The following is a 16,463-nucleotide window of genomic DNA, read 5'->3' as shown; positions in this document are numbered from 1 at the left end:
TTATTATAATTATAATAAAAAAGGACTTTTTTTGAAAAAATATTCTATATCAAAACAATATCTAGATATTTTAGATAAAACTTTTATAGTAACTGAGACTGATTTAAAAGGCATAATTACTTATGCAAATGAAAATTTTTGCAAAATAAGCAAATTTAAATCTAAAGAAATAATAGGAAAACCCCATAGTATAGTAAGAGACCCAAGTGTTCCTAAAAAAGTATTTAAAGAGTTATGGGATACTATAAAACGTGGTGAAATTTGGGAAGGAAAATTAAAAAATAAAACAAAAGATGGTTCTACTTACTATGTAAAAACAATTATTGCTCCTATTAAAGATGAAAAAGGAAAAAACTTATATTATGTTTCTTTTCGGCAAGATATAACTGAACTTATGAATATAAAAAATAAACTCGCTCTTGAAAAGACCCTGCTTACAAATATAATTAACAATACAAATAATCTTATCTTAATAAGAAAAAACTTAAAACCTTTTAAAACAAATAAAAGATTTTTGCAAACCTTCAATGTAAAAAATTTAAAAGAATTTGAAAAAAAATATAAAGCCTTACATTGTCTTTTTGAAAAAAAAGAAGGACATTTTTATACAAATGATAAAGATTGGGATATTAAATTTTCTGATAAGACTTTAAAAGTATTAATAAAAGGCAAAACATATTTACTTTATGTAAAACATTTTAAACTAAAAAATGATATTTATTCAATAATAACACTAACTGATATCACAGAAATTGAAAATGCCAGAAAAAAAGCAGAAGAGATACATAAGTTAAAAAGTCTATTTCTTGCAAATATCTCTCATGAAATAAGAACACCTCTAAGCTCAATAATAGGATATTCAACTTTAATGCAAGATACAAATTTAAATTCAAAACAAAAAGAATATTTAATGAATATTCAAACTTCAGCTGACACTCTTTTAAATATAGTAAATACGATACTTGATTTTTCTAAAATAGAGAGTGGGAAAATGACTCTTGAATTTATTCCTACAAATATTTATGATATAGTTATTTCAACTTTTAATACTTTAAAACCTTTAGCTAAGAAAAAAAACTTAAAATATAAGTTAATTATAAATACATCTGAAGAATGTATACTAACTGACCCAATTAGACTTAGACAAATATTAATAAATCTTTTAAATAATGCTATTAAATTTACTAAAAGTGGCTCAGTTACACTAATATTAGAAAAAGATTTTACTTTTAGAATAATTGATACCGGTATAGGTATACCAAAGGAAAAACTGCCAAAAATTTTTGAAGCATATCTTCAAGCTGATAATACAATTACAAGAAAATTTGGTGGTACTGGTCTTGGACTTACAATAAGCTCAAAACTTGTTGAACTTATGGGAGGAAAATTAAAAGTAAAAAGTGAAGTAAACAAAGGAAGTGAGTTTTATTTTAAAATAACACCTACAATTTGTAATCAGTTAAAACTAAAAGACAAAATAAAAGAAGTTGCTTTAATAAATAATATTTATGAAAAAGAATTAAAAGAGTTTCTATCTATATTTAATATAAAAATAAACAAAAATACTTCTATTATCTTAACTACTAATGAAAATACTGCAAAAGAATTAAATGCAATTTTAATCGATGATAATGAAAACTATTTATATACTGCTTATTATCTTCTATATCACTATGAAAAAAAAGAAACAACATCAGTTCAATTTAAAGGTAAAATATTAATTGCTGAGGATTATGAGTTTAATAGGTTATTTTTAAAAGAAATACTTGAAAAACTTGGACTTGAAATTGATATTGCTATAAATGGTGAAGAAGCTATAAAAAAAGCATTAGAAAATTATTATAATTTAATTCTGATGGATGTAACAATGCCAAAAATAGATGGTATTGAAGCTTCAAAGATTATCAAAGAAAAAAAATCAGTCCCAATCATAGCAGTTACTGCTCACACTTTTGAAGAAGATGTCAAAAAATTCTTAAAATACACTGATGACTATTTATCAAAACCAATAGATATGGAAAATTTAATAAACATACTAAACAAATATATGAAATCATCGACTTCAATTAAAACTAAAATTTCTAAAAAATTTAATTTTTCAATAGACCAAACAAAAGACATTCTAAATACCTTTATAATCAATACTCAAAATACTTTAGAAGAACTAAAAGTTGCAATTGAAAATAAAAATTATAAAAAACTGTATGAAATTTTTCATAATTTAAAAAGTTCATCTGGAGCATTAGAAATAAATGATATTTACGAAGTTTCAACAAAACTAATGAAAAAAGCATTAAATAAAGAAGACACTAATTATGAAGATTCTATAAAAGTAATTGAAAAAAGTTTAAAAGAATTAAAAAAAGAGATTTAGCAGCTTATTTTAAAGCTGCTGCAACCTCATCTGCTAAATTACAACCAGTTTTTACTAGTCCTTCACCAACTTCAAATCTAATAAAATCAACTAATTTTGCTTCTCCACCAGCAGCTTTTGCAGCTTTACTTAAAGCTTCTGCTACGCTTTCTTTTTTCTCAGCTTTTACATACTCTTGTTCTGTTAAGCAAACTTCAGAAAAATATTTATTAATTTTACCTGGAATAATCTTATCAATTACATTTTCAGGTTTACCTTCTTTTAATAACTGTTCTTTTGCTATCTCTTTTTCTTTTTCAATCACATCAGCTGGTACACTTTCTGGATTTAGATAAAGAGGTTTCATTGCTGCAATATGCATAGCAATATCTTTAAGTGTATCTTTAATTGCTTCGCAAGTTTCAGGTTTGTCACAAGCCGCTGCTACAAGTACACCAACTTTCCCACCTGCATGAATATATCCATTTACTATACCATTATCAGGTGCTTTAATAGTAGCAATTCTTCTAACAACAATATTTTCTCCAATTTTTGCAATTTTAACTTTTAATTCTTCTTCAAAAGTTCCCTCACCAAAAGAAGCTTTTAATAGACTGTCAACATCAGCAATATCACTTACGTTTACAGTTTTTACAATTTCTTCAGTAAACTCTACAAACTCATCAGTTTTTGCCACAAAGTCTGTCTCACAGTTAACTTCTACAATACTTCCTTTTTTGTAATCTGGAGTAATATAAATTTCAACTCTTCCCTCAGCTGCATTTCTGTCTGCTTTTTTAGCAGCTTTTGCAAGACCTTTTTTTCTTAATATTTCAATTGCTTTTTCTTCATTACCTTCAGCTTCAACAAGAGCCTTTTTACAATCCATCATACCCGCACCAGTTTTTTCTCTAAGCGCTTTTACCATTGCTGCTGTAATATTTGCCATTTTTACTCCTTAGCTTTTATTTCTTCAACTTCTTTTGCAATTTCTTCTTCACTTTTGCTCTCATTTTTAGCTTCTTCTTTTACTTCTTTAATTTCTTCTTGAATTTCTTCTTCACTAACTGGTTCTTCAGCTACGCTTTCTGCCATTTCTTTACCTTCAATGATTGCATCAGCCATTGTTTTACAGAAAAGGTTAACACTTCTAATTGCATCATCATTTCCTGGGATTGGATAATCGATTAAATCAGGATCACAGTTTGTATCAACAGGTGCTACAATTGGAATACCAAGTTTATTTGCTTCTTGAACTGCAATTTTTTCTTTTACAGTATCAACAATAAAAAGCATATCAGGAAGTTTTTTCATATATCTAATACCACCAAGAACTTTTTCAAGTTTTGCTCTTCTTCTTTCAAGTATTAATCTTTCTTTTTTAGTTAAAAGATTTACTTGACCACTTTCTTGCATTTTTTCAATAATTTCAAGTTTTCTAATTGACTTTTGAATAGTTTTAAAGTTTGTAAGCATACCACCTAGCCATCTGTGATTTACATATGGCATACCAGCTCTCTCAGCATGTTCTTTAATAGCTTCTACTGCTTGTTTTTTTGTACCTACAAAAAGAATAGTTTTACCCTCTGCTGCTGCATCTCTTACTATATTACATGCATATTTTAGATGTCTTAATGTTTTTTGAAGGTCTATAATATAAATATTTTTTCTAACACCAAAAATGTATTTTTTCATTTTTGGATTCCATCTTCTTCTTTGATGACCAAAATGTACACCACACTCTAATAAATCTTTCATTGTTACATTACACGCCATTTTTGCTCCTTGAATTATATTTTTCTTGGATTGGGTTTAGCCTCCCTCCCCATTAACAGTTTAACTGCAACCCGTCCAAGGATTGAGAGGTGAGGAATGAAATATAATTTTATCAAAATTAAGATATAATTACAATAAAAAATGTAAAGTAAAAAGCACTGACTAAATATAGCGAAACAATTGTAAATTTTAACGAAGAAAAAGCGTTAAAAAAAGTGCACTCAAAGAGAAGCGGTTTGCACTTTTTAGCTTTTTCGTAGTGTTAAAAAATTTACATTCTTGTTGAGTCTATTTAGTCAGTGCCTACTATTAAAAATAAAGGATTTATTATGCCAATGCTTGATAGTTTTTTAGTAGATCATGTAAAAATGCCTTCTCCTGCTATTAGAATTGCAAAAAAAGTAAAAACTCCAAAAGGCGATATCATTACTGTATATGATTTAAGGTTTGCAAAACCAAATAAAGAGATAATTAGTGAAAAAGCAATGCATACTCTTGAGCACTTATTTGCTGGATATATGAGAGATAATCTGCTAAATTATGAAATTATAGATATTTCACCAATGGGTTGTAGAACAGGGTTTTATATGAGTGTAATTGGCGAACCTGAAGATAAAGAAATAATTGAAGCTTTTAAAAAGTCAATGGAAAATATTTTAAATACTGAGAAAATCCCAGAAGCAAATATTTATCAATGTGGAAGTTGTTACTTACACTCGCTTGAATCTGCTAAAAAAGTAGCAAATCATATACTTGAACAGAAAATAGTTGTTATGGAAAATGAAAATTTAGCAATTGATCCTAAAAATATAAAAAATATATGTGATGTTGATAGCAAAGAAATTATAGTTTTAGGATAAACAAACTTAAAAAATTTTTTAATTCTTCATTTTTCTCTATTTTCAATTTCTTTTTGTTATAATTATCAAAAAGGTTGTAGAGGCTATAAATTTGTCCAAATTTTTAGCCCCTGCAACCTCCAAAAGGAGGTTTTATGTTTATCTTTACTGATAAACTTGAAAAAAAACAAAACATAAACATTAAAGAAAATCAAAAACAAATTATATTCTCTACTGTTAAAAATGAAATTATTATAAACTGGCTTAAAAGTAATGGATTTCATGAAAGTTTTATAGAAGATATACAAAGTGAAGACCAATCTATTACTTATGAAGAAACTGAAAACTTCAAACTCTTAATTCTAAAATATATAAGATTTGATGAAGATGAAAATTTACTTTATGATGATAGCAATGTTGTTATAATTATTACAAGAAGTAAATTTTTTGTTTTAGCAGAAGAAAAAGAAATCATTACAGAACTTGCAAAAAAGTTTGAAAAAAGATATAAAAATCAAGAGTTTGAATACGTGACATATTTGATAGCCGATATCTTAATAGATAATACTATTCTAATAGTTGATGTTATAGACGAAACATTAGAAGATTTAGAAGACAGTATTTTTCATGAGAACATAGAAGAAGATGAGTTACAAAAAGATATCTACTATGCAAGAAGAACTCTAAATAGAATTTCAAAAGTAACAATCCAAGAAAAAGATGTTATCAATAGAGCATATAATAAGTTTTCTCCAACTATTAGAAAAAAATTAAAATATGAATTTATTGACTTAAATGAACATTTAAAATATTTAGTAAATGAATCAAGAACACTACTTGATAGAACTGGATATTTATTAAACTTACATATGGGTATATTATCTACTAAAATGAATAAAGCTATGCAACGCTTAGCAGCTATTTCACTTATATTTTTGCCACTAACATTCGTTGTTGGAAATTACGGAATGAATTTTAAATATATGCCAGAACTTGATTGGAAATATGGATATTTAATGGCTTGGGTTATAAATATTTCTATAGCCGGAGGTATATTTATCTGGCTTAAAAAGAAAAAGTGGATTTAATAAACCTAGAATAAAAAATAAAGTTATACAAAATACAAAAAAATAACTTTACATACCTTTTAAAAACTTCATTTCAAAAACCAAATATAAAGCTTATTGCTAACTTTCGCTAAAGTATCAGATTTTGCTAAATAAGATAGCCTCCCTCACAGTTAAAACACTAATCCGTGTACTGTCATATTTTAGATACTGACTAAATAAAACGAAAAAATTGAAATTATTGAAATAGAGAGGAAAATTAAGCAAGTGATTAAATAAAGATTGTAATAAAACTTTAATTTAGAAGCTTTTACAATCAAAATAGTATCAGTTACTATTGATTTATACAAAAAAACAAAAAAAGAAGCTTAAACTCCAGCTTCTTCTCTTCTTTGCAAATAATCCCAATATTCATCAACTTGTTTTTGCCACTCTTCAATAATCCATCTATTTTCAGGTTTGAATAAATGAGAAAATCTTCCTTGTCTTCCAAGATACTCTTCAATAGGAAGCTTTTGTTTTGGTCTATAAGTAATAGTTAATTTGCAACCATCCACTATTTCAAATAAAGGAAACGCACAAGTTTCAACTGCTAAATCAGAAATTTCAGTAGTTTCTTCTGGTTTGAATTTCCATTCAGTTGTACATGGACTTAATGCATTTATAAATGTTGGTCCTACTGTTTCAATTGCTTTAGCAGCTTTTTGAGCTAAATCTTTCCAATGTTTTGTACTAGGAATTGCTGTTGCAACATATGGACAACCATGAGCTGCCATAATCATAGTTAAATCTTTTTTCTTTTGCTTTTCACCATATGAAACTCTTCCTCTTGGACTTGTTGTAGTATGAGCCCCAATTGGAGTTGCACTACTTCTTTGACCTCCAGTATTTGCATAGTTCTCATTATCTAAACATACATATAAAAAGTCATGTCCTCTTTCTACTGCACCACTTAGAGACTGAAAACCAATATCATAAGTACCACCGTCACCACCAAATGCTACAAATTTTACTCTTTTGTCTGGATTATAAAGTTTACCTTTTCTGCTAAGAGCTTTATGCATAGCTTCTGCACCAGCAATAGCAGCTGCTGCATTTTCAAATCCGATATGAATCCAAGATACATCCCATGAAGTATATGGATAAATAGCACTACAAACTTCTAAACATCCAGTAGCAGTAGATATAACTAAATCATCATCAGTAGCATTTACTACTTCTCTAACTATCATAGAATGAGCACAACCGGGACATAACCTGTGCCCACCTTGGAACCTATCAGGAGTACATGCAAATTCTTTTAAATTACCTATCTTTTTCATAAAAAACTCCTTAATTAAATGAAAGTTTTGGTCCTCTTAGGTTAATAAAACCTTGTAGAGGAGTAACTCTTTTTCCAGCTTTTGCATTTTCATTAGTTTCTTTAATCACTTCTAGCATATGCTCTACAGTTGTATCTCTTCCACCAAGACCATAAATATAATTTGTCATAATAGCACTTTGTCCATTTGCTGCAAGAGCTCCTGCTACTTCATTATACAGTGCACCAGTTGTTCCCATTGGAGCACTTCTATCAAGAGCTGCTATTGCTTTTACATTTTTAAGTTTTTCTGCTATTTCATTGTAAGGGAATGGTCTAAATACCCTAGGCATTAAAAGTCCTACTTTAATTCCTTCTTCTCTTGCTCTATCTATTGCTAACATTGCAGTCTCATAAGCACTTCCCATTAAAACTAGTGCTATATCAGCATCTTCAAGTTTATAAGTTTCTACAATATTGTATTTTCTACCACTAACTTTTTCAAAATCACTAAGTACTTCTTCAATTACAGGAAAACTATCCATTAAAGCTTTATGTTGATTAGCTTTATGCTCAAAATGCCATTCTTCTTCTGTTTGAGCACCATATGTTACAGGATTTTTAGTATCAAGCATAGGATTTTTAGCTTTATAATCACCTACAAATTTATAAGCATCTTCATCTTGAAGTGGTTCTACCACTTGAGCTGTATGTGATACTAAAAATCCATCTTGGTTAGTTGTAACTGGAAGTCTAACTCTCTCATCTTCTCCAATTCTAAATGCGCATAAAGTTAAATCATAAGCTTCTTGAGGATTATTTGCAATTAAATGAATCCATCCAGCATCACGTCCTAGATATAAATCACTATGGTCTCCATGAATATTAAGTGGAGATGCAAGTGCTCTATTTACAACCGTCATAACAATAGGAAGTCTCATACCACTTGCTTGATATAAAACCTCTACCATTAACGCATAACCCTGAGATGAAGTAGCAGTAGCCACTCTACCTCCAGCAGCAGCTGCACCAACACACGCACTCATTGCAGAATGTTCTGATTCAACCATAATAAATTCACCATCAACATATCCATCTGCAAGAAACTGTGAATAGTTTTGAACAATTGGAGTAGAAGGTGTAATTGGATATGCTGCAACTACATCAACTTGTGCTTGTCTTAGGGCGTGAGCCGCCGCCATATTTCCGTCCCAAACTTCCTTTTGTTTTAGTTCATATCTTTCAGCCATACTCTTTCCTTTAATCTTTTTTAGGCCATTGTTTTAATGCCTCTTCATTGTCTACATATTCAGGGAACATTAAAAGCGATTTAATAGGTGTAGGACATACTTCCACACAAACCGCACAACCCTTACATAGGTTATAGTTAATTCCAACTATTTTTGCTTGTTTTTTACCTCTTTTATTTTCAACTTCTTCTACAATAAAACAACTATCAGGGCAGCTTACCCAGCAAAAATCACAATCAATACATAATTCTCTATTAAATACAGGTTTCTCTACTCTCCAGTCAGCTACTGTATAATTATATGAATGAAATTTACTTCTTACTTTTTTATCTGGGTCTTCAAACGATGGAAGCACTGCTCCAAATTGAACATTATCCCAAGTAGTTAACATTTCTTTAGGTGTTGCCATAATTTCTCCTTATTTTACTTCTTCATAAGCTCTTTTAATAGCTCTTAAGTTACCTTCAATAATTTTTTGAGGGAATTTTGAAAGAATATCTTCAATTGATACTAAAAAGTCTTCAAAAGGAATAATATTGCTTATTTTTATAAATGCTCCAAGCATTGGTGTATTTGGTATAGCTCTGCCTATTTCTTCTTGTGAAATTTTAATAGCATCAACTACATAAAGTTTTTTTCCTTCAAGATGTTTAGCAACTTTTACTAAATCATCTTTATCCATATGAGATGTAACAATAAAAATAGTATCATCATTTGTATTATCAACTATTTCTTCTTGAAATACAAGTGATGGGTCAATTACAAGTACATAATCAGGTGCCATCCATTTTGAATGGTCTAAAATTGGATTATCATCAATCTTATCATAAGCAGTCATAGGTGCACCTCTTTTTTCCGCACCATAAACAGAATAAGCTTGAACATATTTTCCTGTTCTTGCCATTACATCAGCAAGTGCTTTTGCTCCAGTTACTGCACCTTGTCCTGCACGAGAGTGCCATCTTATTTGTAGCATATTTATCCTTTTTTTTGCATATTTTATCTAAAAATGACTTAAAGTATTATTAATATAGCATAATTTTTCTCTCATTTATAAATAAGGGTAAAAAATTATTTATTTAATGTAACTTTTTGTAATGAATTTGTATGAAAAATATTTTTTTAATGTATAATATACTATCAAAATTAAAGGTCCTTTATGGATATATTAATAGTAGGTGCTGGAAAAGTTGGATACTTTTTAGCTAAGTCTTTAAGCAAAATCCATAATGTTACAATAGTAGATAAAAATGAAAAAGCACTAGAAAAAATTTATAACAATATAGATGTATTGACTATTCATTCAGATATTAGAAATCCTTTAATATCAGAATATCTAGATAATTATTATGATTATTTAATATGCGTAACTAATATTGATGAAATAAATATTGTAGCAAATATTATATTGAATAATAAAATAAAAATAAAACATTCAATTATAAGATTATCTAATATTGATTATATTTCTTCTCCTTTTTATAAAATACTAAATTCCAGATTAATTTTTCCTTTTGTTCTAACTGCCTCATCTATTGCAAAACTTATGTATTTCCCAAAAGCAAATAATATTAAATCATTTCCTTTTATAAATTATTTATTAGTATCAATTACAGCAAAAAGTCCGCAAATAATTTCTATAGAAGAAATAAACAAAGATAATATAATAGTAGTTGGAATAAAAAGAAAAGAAGATTTTACTTTTACTAATGGAAATGCAACAATACAAGACAAAGATTTAGTTTATATTTTTGGAGATATAAAAGAAATAAAAAGTATATCCTCAAAAATAGATACGATTTCACCCAATAATATTTCAAATGTAACAATTTTTGGAGCAACTCCTCTTGGAGTTACAATAGCAAATACATTAAAAGAGATGAATTTAAATATAAAAATAATAGAAAAAGATTCAGATAAAGCATCCAAAGCAGCAAATATACTAAGTGATAATATTGAAATTATTAATACTTCATATGATGATGACGAAATTTTCTATAATGAAGAAATCAAATATTCTGATGTAATAATTACAGCATCTTTACAGGATGAAGATAACATCATAAAATCCATACAAGCTCAAAAACTAGGTGTAAAAAAAATAATAACAGTAAATAACAATTTAAGTTATTATTCAATAATGCATTCTTTAAATCTATCAATCATAAGAGGCCCGAAAATTGCCGCATATTATGAAATACTTGAAGATATTGATTCTCAATCATTAATTTATGAAAGATTTTTTTTAGGGTCAAAAGGTAAAATTTTTATAAAAAAAATATTTAACAAAAAAGAAATAACTCCCCCTAAAGAATATGCAAAAATACTTATTATAAGAGATGAAAAAATCATTGAAATAACAAATACATTTAAAGTTCTTCCAGAAGATATAGTGATAGAATTTAATTTTTCAGGAAATAAAACATGGATCGAAAAACTATAAAAAACATATTAAAGCTTTTAAGTATCATTGGCCTTATAATTATTATATTTTTTTCTATTTCTTTAATTACAGGAATAATCTACAATGAAAATATAAAAAAATTTTTAATTTTTGAAATTAGTACAGCTTTTATATTTTCAACAATTTTATTTATACTTCGTAATCACAAAATTGAAATGAATATAAAAAATGCTATTTTAAGTGTAAATTTAGTCTGGTTTATGATGGGAATTTTAGGTGCAATTCCTTTAATGATATTAACTCATATAAACTTTATAGATAGCTTTTTTGAAAGCATTAGTGGTTTTACTACCACAGGAGCTACTATTTACTCAGATATATCTAATCTTCCAAAAAGTGCATTAATTCTTAGAAGTTTAATGCACTGGGTAGGCGGTATGGGTATTATAGTTTTAGGTGTTGGTCTTTTAAGTTTTATTAATCCAACTGGTAGTATGACACTTTTTAAATCTGAATCAACAGGAATAACACCAGATAAAGTAACTCCAAAACTAAAACATACTGCCCTTAAACTTTGGGGAATTTATATATTTTTAACTATACTTGATTTAATTCTTTTAAATATTGAAGGGATGAATTTTTTCGATGCAATAAATCATGCTTTTGCTACTGTTTCCACTGGTGGTTTTTCAACAAAAAGTGAGTCTCTTGGATATTGGGTTAATAATCCTTGGATTTTATGGACTACAACCATTTTTATGTTAATTTCAGGTATAAACTTTATAGCTCATATAAAACTCCTAAAAGGAGATTTCAGTGGATATAAAAGTGAAGAAATAAAATGGTATTTTATAGTTTTTATAGTCCTTTCTATTGGCGTATCGCTAGTTCATTATTTAAATTCAAATGATTCTCTATTTTTTACCTTAACAAATGGTTTTTTTACAATAAGTTCAATACTTACAACTACAGGATTTGCTACAGTTGATTACTCTCAATGGGGATATAATGCTATTGCTTTTATATTTATTGCAATGTTAATAGGTGGAAATGCAGGAAGTACAGCTGGTGGTATTAAAATTATTAGGTTTGTGGTTATGTTTAAAAACCTAAAATATCAAATAAAAAAAATATTATCACCTCATATCATACTTTCAGTAAAAATTGATAATAAAATAGTTTCTCATAGTATCATTAATAATGTAAGTGCCTTAATTTTTCTTTACTTACTAACAGTAACTGCTATTGCTTTATATTTATTTGCAAGTGGATATGATACTTTAACCGCCCTTAGTGCATCAATTGCATGTGTAGGAAATATTGGACTTGGATTTGGTCATGTGGGACCTGTTGATAATTTTGAGTTTTTTAGTGATTTTCAAAAATTTATTTTAGCTGTTGGTATGATTATCGGAAGACTTGAGTTTTATACTGTATTAATACTTCTAAGCAAAGATTTTTGGAAAAAATTTTAATTTTTTCATCTTAAATTTTCTCTAATATATTGCACTGCCTCAAATACGTTTGGTTTTATAATCTTAGTACATTTTCTCAAATTTTGTTCATTTTCATACTCCCATCTTACACCAATATACTTAACTCCAGCCTCTTTTGCACTCACCATATCAAGACACGTATCTCCTATCATCCAAGTAGCTTCCTTTTGTGCATTCATTTGATGCAAAGCTTTTAATACAGGTTCTGGATGAGGTTTTGGCTTTTCTACATTTTCTCTTCCAATTAATACCTCAAAATACTTAATTATTCCAAAATGTTCTAAAAGCTCTTTTGAATAAAGTGCCGTTTTTGTAGTTACAATTCCAAGTCTTGCAAATTTAATAGCTTCATCTATAGCTTCTTTTGCAAGAGGTAATAATCTAGTTTTTTTAGTTGAAATTTCTCTATAATGTTTTTTATAAGCTTTTACATAGTCCCATACTCCCTCTTCAATACCTAAATTCCTAAACATTACATCAAGAGGCAGTCCTATTAACTTTTTAATTTCACTTTCACTTGGAGTTTTTTTATTAAGTGTTGTAAATGCTACATCAAAACTTTCTAAAATAGCTTCTGTTGAATCTATAAGAGTCCCATCAAGGTCAAATAAAATTACTCTCACACCATTTCCTTACTTCATTTTTGATTTCAAATATCTCATCAATACTATTTATTCTTATATTTTCAAATTTTTCTATACTTTTTAAAATTATTGTACTTATATCTAAAAACCCTATCCTTTTGACTAAAAACATTTCAATTGCAAACTCATTTGCTGTATTTACAACTACTCCTAAATCTGGATTATGAAGAAGTAAATCTTTAACATTCCATACAGGATAATGTAATGGCTCAATCTCTCTAAATTCCAAACTACCGACTTTAAGCAAATTAACAGGAACTAAAATTTCATCATTGATTTTCTCTAAAATTGCAAAGGCTATTGGTAATTTCATATCTGTTTTAGATATATGAGCAGTTGTGCTTCCATCAATCCACTCTATAAGAGCATGAATTATAGACTTTGTTTCTATAAAAGCATCAATTTCTGTAGTTTTAAATAACCACCTAGCTTCAAGTAATTCAAACAGTTTATTTACCATTGTAGCTGAGTCAATAGTAATTTTTTTGCCCATAGACCAATTTGGATGATTTAACACATCTTCTAAAGTAGCTTCATTTAATTTTTCGATAGGCCAATCCCTAAGAGCTCCACCGCTTGCTGTAATATAAAGTTTTTTAAACTTGGAACTTGGAACTTGGAACTTGGAACTTAAAAGATACCATAATCCAAAATGCTCACTATCAATTGGAGTAATTTTAGAAGTATCTATAAATTTTCCAGCAATAACGAGTGATTCTTTATTTGCTAAGGCTATTTTTTTATTAAGACTTTGAGCTTTTAGAGTTGGTTTTAACCCTGCTTCACCAACTAATGCATTTACTACTAAATTACTTTCACTTTGTTCTAAAACTTCTAAAATAGCTTCTTCACCCCAATTTACATTCTTAAAATCAATTTTCTTGGCAGTTTCTTTATCTTTTACTACTACATATTTTGGTTTAAACTCTTTAATTTGCTTGTTTAATAACTTATAATTATTCCCAGCTACTAATACTTCAATATCTAAATTATACTTTTTTGCAATTTCAAGTGTATTTACACCAATACTACCAGTTGAACCAAGAACTACCATCTCTAACCTATCGCTTGAATTATAGCCCACATTAAAGGCGCTGCGAATAGATATCCATCAATTCTATCTAAAACTCCTCCATGACCCGGCAGTATATTTCCACTATCTTTAACTCCAGCTCTCCTTTTTAAAAAACTCTCAAACAAATCTCCAAAAACACTAGATATACTTACTCCAAATACAATTAAAAAACTATTTAAAAAGTTAAAAAATACAAGTCCTACGATACTTCCAAAAATAGTTGCTATAACTACTCCTCCAATCACACCTTCCCATGACTTATTTGGAGAAGTAATAGAAAAACCTTGCGGAATAAATTTTTTAGCAAAATTTTTACCTATAAAATAAGCAAATGAATCAGTCAAAGCAATTATCAAAATAAGCCAACCTATCACTCCTACCCCTGTTTTAACATAAAGCTCACTCAAAATCATTAAAGGTAAAAATGGATAAAATGCAAGACTTATTAAAGTTATATCTTTTTGATAAAAAGCAATAAACCCTGCAATACTTAAAACACCTACAATACCAATAAACAAAGGATTAATAAATATACTAAAAAAACTTAAAACTCCTAAAAAGTAAAAAACATCTTTTTCTATTCCAAAAAGTTTTCTTGCTTCATACATTGAAGCTATAGCAATTAAAACAATTACAAACTTGACTAAATAAGGATTATTAATTAATCCAACTACTAATAAAAGCCCTACTAAAATAACTCCTGTAATAACTCTTTCTTTCATTTTATGCCTTTAAATTAATGTGTTTTGCTTCTCTTTTAATATCTTCTTTTGAAGAGTCTTCCGGTAAAATCTTTTCAATCTTTTCTATTGGCCTTATCTCTTTTACTTTTAATTCTTTATCCTCTTCAATTACCTTTTGAACTTCTTTACTAACTACTTCTCTTGCAACATAGTCTGACATTACCACTGAAGGCACATGAGAGTTTTGATTTATAAAAGTTATATTATGAATCATCATAATTTCACCTTTGTGGTACTATATTTTCCATATTCAACATTTGCACCATCTTTAATTTTTACAAACTTTCTCTTTGTATAATCAACTTCTCCTTCACTTTTTCCACTAAATGCTACTGCAAACTCAGCTGCTTTTTTAATTATATCATCATTTAGTGAAAGTTTATTATTTTTTACAATTACATGAGCACCTGGATGATTTTTTATATGAAGCCATAAATCATTTGCATTTGCTTGTTTTAATAATTTTATATTTCCTTTTTCATTTTTTCCGACCATTATTAAATAATCATCAAAATAAAACTTAGCAATATTTTCATCTTCTTTTTTTTCTTTCCTAGGCGTTTCATAAGTTTTAAGATCACTTAAATTTTTAGCATTTTCAACTAATTTTTTATAATTTTTTAAAAACTCAATCTGAGTTTTTAAATGTTCTTTTTCTATATGTAGATTTTCTGCCTTTTTTTTAGCTTTCTTTGATAGTTTATAATAATAGTTTCCAATTTCATTTATATTTTTTAGTTCAGGTAAAGGTATAGTTATTTCATTTCCTTCAAAATCAACTGTTTTAAATTCTTTTTGATAAGGCTTTATATGATATAAATTCACCATGGCAATATCGGCATATTTTTTGTAAATTTCAGCCTGTTTTAAAAGTTCATCTTTATTTTGAAGTTTTTTTATTTTATTTTCAATTTCTTTTATTTTTTTATTAATCCTGTTTAAAATTGTCTCTTTTTTTTGATGTAATCTTTCTTGATATTTTTTATTAAAAACTTCTTTTGTATACTCCTCTAAATCTTGGATTTCAAATACTTTTTCTTTAATATCAATAGAAGGAAGCTCTTTTAATTTAATTCCAGGTTTTACAACACGGCTTGAGACATTCTCACTTATATGTCTTAATGATTCAATTATAATATCTTCTTCGTCTAAAATTATTGCATTTGTATAACGTCCTGTAAACTCAAATCTAATTTTTACTACTTCTTCTTTGAACTTGTTATGATTTTTAACTAGTATTGTAAGAATTCTTTCTTTCACTTTAACATCAATAATTTGTGATTTTGTAAATTTTCTCTCTATTGCTATATCAAAAGGGGCTCTAAATTTTTTTACAAGTGGATAATCAATATTAATATAAATATCCCCTTTGCCTTTGGTTAAATCAAAATAATATTTATCCTTATCAAACTGCATAAAAACTAAATTTTCATCAACTCTAAATGCTTTTCTTATAAACTTATAATTTTTTAGTTTTTCAGCTATTTTCTTTAAAACAAACGCTTTCATTTACTTC

The 16,463-nt window shown here is 27.7% G+C and carries 16 protein-coding genes; 5 read left to right on the top strand and 11 right to left on the bottom strand.

The annotated features are described in order from the left end of the window. Positions 1-31 precede the first annotated feature (31 nt). Positions 32-2,374 carry a PAS domain-containing hybrid sensor histidine kinase/response regulator gene (locus ACYQ1U_RS08625; protein ID WP_459886868.1) on the top strand — a complete coding sequence of 781 codons (2,343 nt, stop codon included), beginning with the start codon at positions 32-34 and terminating at the stop codon, positions 2,372-2,374. Between the two features lie 4 nt (positions 2,375-2,378). On the opposite strand, the gene tsf is transcribed toward ACYQ1U_RS08625, so the two are convergent. Together tsf and rpsB are read right to left on the bottom strand one after the other, a co-directional pair. Further along, a complete protein-coding gene (gene tsf, locus ACYQ1U_RS08620; protein ID WP_459886866.1) occupies positions 2,379-3,302 on the bottom strand; it encodes a translation elongation factor Ts in 924 nt (307 codons plus the stop codon). A 2-nt stretch (positions 3,303-3,304) separates the two neighbouring features. Continuing rightward, a complete protein-coding gene (rpsB, locus tag ACYQ1U_RS08615) occupies positions 3,305-4,129 on the bottom strand; it encodes a 30S ribosomal protein S2 (protein WP_459886863.1) in 825 nt (274 codons plus the stop codon). Between the two features lie 329 nt (positions 4,130-4,458). Between rpsB and luxS the strand changes: the two genes are divergently transcribed. Together luxS and ACYQ1U_RS08605 are read left to right on the top strand one after the other, a co-directional pair. Further along, positions 4,459-4,989 (top strand): S-ribosylhomocysteine lyase, encoded by a 531-nt coding sequence (gene luxS / locus ACYQ1U_RS08610; RefSeq protein ID WP_459886860.1) that lies wholly within the window; start codon positions 4,459-4,461, stop codon positions 4,987-4,989. Between the two features lie 134 nt (positions 4,990-5,123). Further along, positions 5,124-6,056, top strand: a complete 933-nt coding sequence (locus tag ACYQ1U_RS08605) for a magnesium transporter CorA family protein (protein WP_459886857.1) — start codon at positions 5,124-5,126, stop codon at positions 6,054-6,056. A gap of 347 nt (positions 6,057-6,403) precedes the next feature. On the opposite strand, the gene ACYQ1U_RS08600 is transcribed toward ACYQ1U_RS08605, so the two are convergent. From ACYQ1U_RS08600 to ACYQ1U_RS08585, 4 genes are read right to left on the bottom strand one after another with little or no spacing between them, the layout of a single operon-like run. Next, positions 6,404-7,357 (bottom strand): thiamine pyrophosphate-dependent enzyme, encoded by a 954-nt coding sequence (locus ACYQ1U_RS08600; protein WP_459886854.1) that lies wholly within the window; start codon positions 7,355-7,357, stop codon positions 6,404-6,406. A gap of 10 nt (positions 7,358-7,367) precedes the next feature. Continuing rightward, on the bottom strand, positions 7,368-8,585 hold the full coding sequence (locus tag ACYQ1U_RS08595) for a 2-oxoacid:ferredoxin oxidoreductase subunit alpha (RefSeq protein ID WP_459886852.1): 1,218 nt from the start codon (positions 8,583-8,585) through the stop codon (positions 7,368-7,370). A 10-nt stretch (positions 8,586-8,595) separates the two neighbouring features. Next, a complete protein-coding gene (locus ACYQ1U_RS08590) occupies positions 8,596-8,994 on the bottom strand; it encodes a 4Fe-4S dicluster domain-containing protein (RefSeq protein WP_459886849.1) in 399 nt (132 codons plus the stop codon). Between the two features lie 9 nt (positions 8,995-9,003). Next, positions 9,004-9,561 carry a pyruvate flavodoxin oxidoreductase subunit gamma gene (locus ACYQ1U_RS08585; RefSeq protein WP_459886846.1) on the bottom strand — a complete coding sequence of 186 codons (558 nt, stop codon included), beginning with the start codon at positions 9,559-9,561 and terminating at the stop codon, positions 9,004-9,006. A gap of 183 nt (positions 9,562-9,744) precedes the next feature. Between ACYQ1U_RS08585 and ACYQ1U_RS08580 the strand changes: the two genes are divergently transcribed. Together ACYQ1U_RS08580 and ACYQ1U_RS08575 are read left to right on the top strand one after the other, a co-directional pair. After that, a complete protein-coding gene (locus ACYQ1U_RS08580; RefSeq protein ID WP_459886843.1) occupies positions 9,745-11,028 on the top strand; it encodes an NAD-binding protein in 1,284 nt (427 codons plus the stop codon). Beyond that, entirely contained in the window at positions 11,010-12,464 is a 1,455-nt protein-coding gene (locus ACYQ1U_RS08575; protein WP_459886840.1) for a TrkH family potassium uptake protein, read from the top strand. The genes ACYQ1U_RS08580 and ACYQ1U_RS08575 overlap by 19 nt, the downstream gene beginning before the upstream one ends. A gap of 5 nt (positions 12,465-12,469) precedes the next feature. Here ACYQ1U_RS08575 and ACYQ1U_RS08570 read toward each other — a convergent pair whose 3' ends face one another. From ACYQ1U_RS08570 to ACYQ1U_RS08550, 5 genes are read right to left on the bottom strand one after another with little or no spacing between them, the layout of a single operon-like run. Continuing rightward, positions 12,470-13,108, bottom strand: coding sequence for an HAD family hydrolase (locus tag ACYQ1U_RS08570; protein WP_459886838.1), 639 nt, complete (start codon positions 13,106-13,108; stop codon positions 12,470-12,472). Next, the gene (dxr, locus tag ACYQ1U_RS08565) at positions 13,089-14,183 is read right to left on the bottom strand and encodes a 1-deoxy-D-xylulose-5-phosphate reductoisomerase (RefSeq protein ID WP_459886835.1); all 1,095 of its coding nucleotides are present in this window, start codon (positions 14,181-14,183) and stop codon (positions 13,089-13,091) included. The genes ACYQ1U_RS08570 and dxr overlap by 20 nt, the downstream gene beginning before the upstream one ends. A gap of 2 nt (positions 14,184-14,185) precedes the next feature. Beyond that, positions 14,186-14,926, bottom strand: a complete 741-nt coding sequence (locus tag ACYQ1U_RS08560) for a phosphatidate cytidylyltransferase (protein ID WP_459886833.1) — start codon at positions 14,924-14,926, stop codon at positions 14,186-14,188. A gap of 1 nt (position 14,927) precedes the next feature. Then, the gene (locus ACYQ1U_RS08555; RefSeq protein WP_459886830.1) at positions 14,928-15,164 is read right to left on the bottom strand and encodes a hypothetical protein; all 237 of its coding nucleotides are present in this window, start codon (positions 15,162-15,164) and stop codon (positions 14,928-14,930) included. Next, positions 15,161-16,456 (bottom strand): NFACT RNA binding domain-containing protein, encoded by a 1,296-nt coding sequence (locus ACYQ1U_RS08550; protein ID WP_459886827.1) that lies wholly within the window; start codon positions 16,454-16,456, stop codon positions 15,161-15,163. Before ACYQ1U_RS08550 ends, ACYQ1U_RS08555 begins: the two co-directional genes overlap by 4 nt. Between the last annotated feature and the right edge of the window lie 7 nt (positions 16,457-16,463).

It is taken from the genome of Caminibacter profundus (genome assembly GCF_054657155.1).
This window is presented reverse-complemented; position numbering and strand designations above follow the sequence as displayed.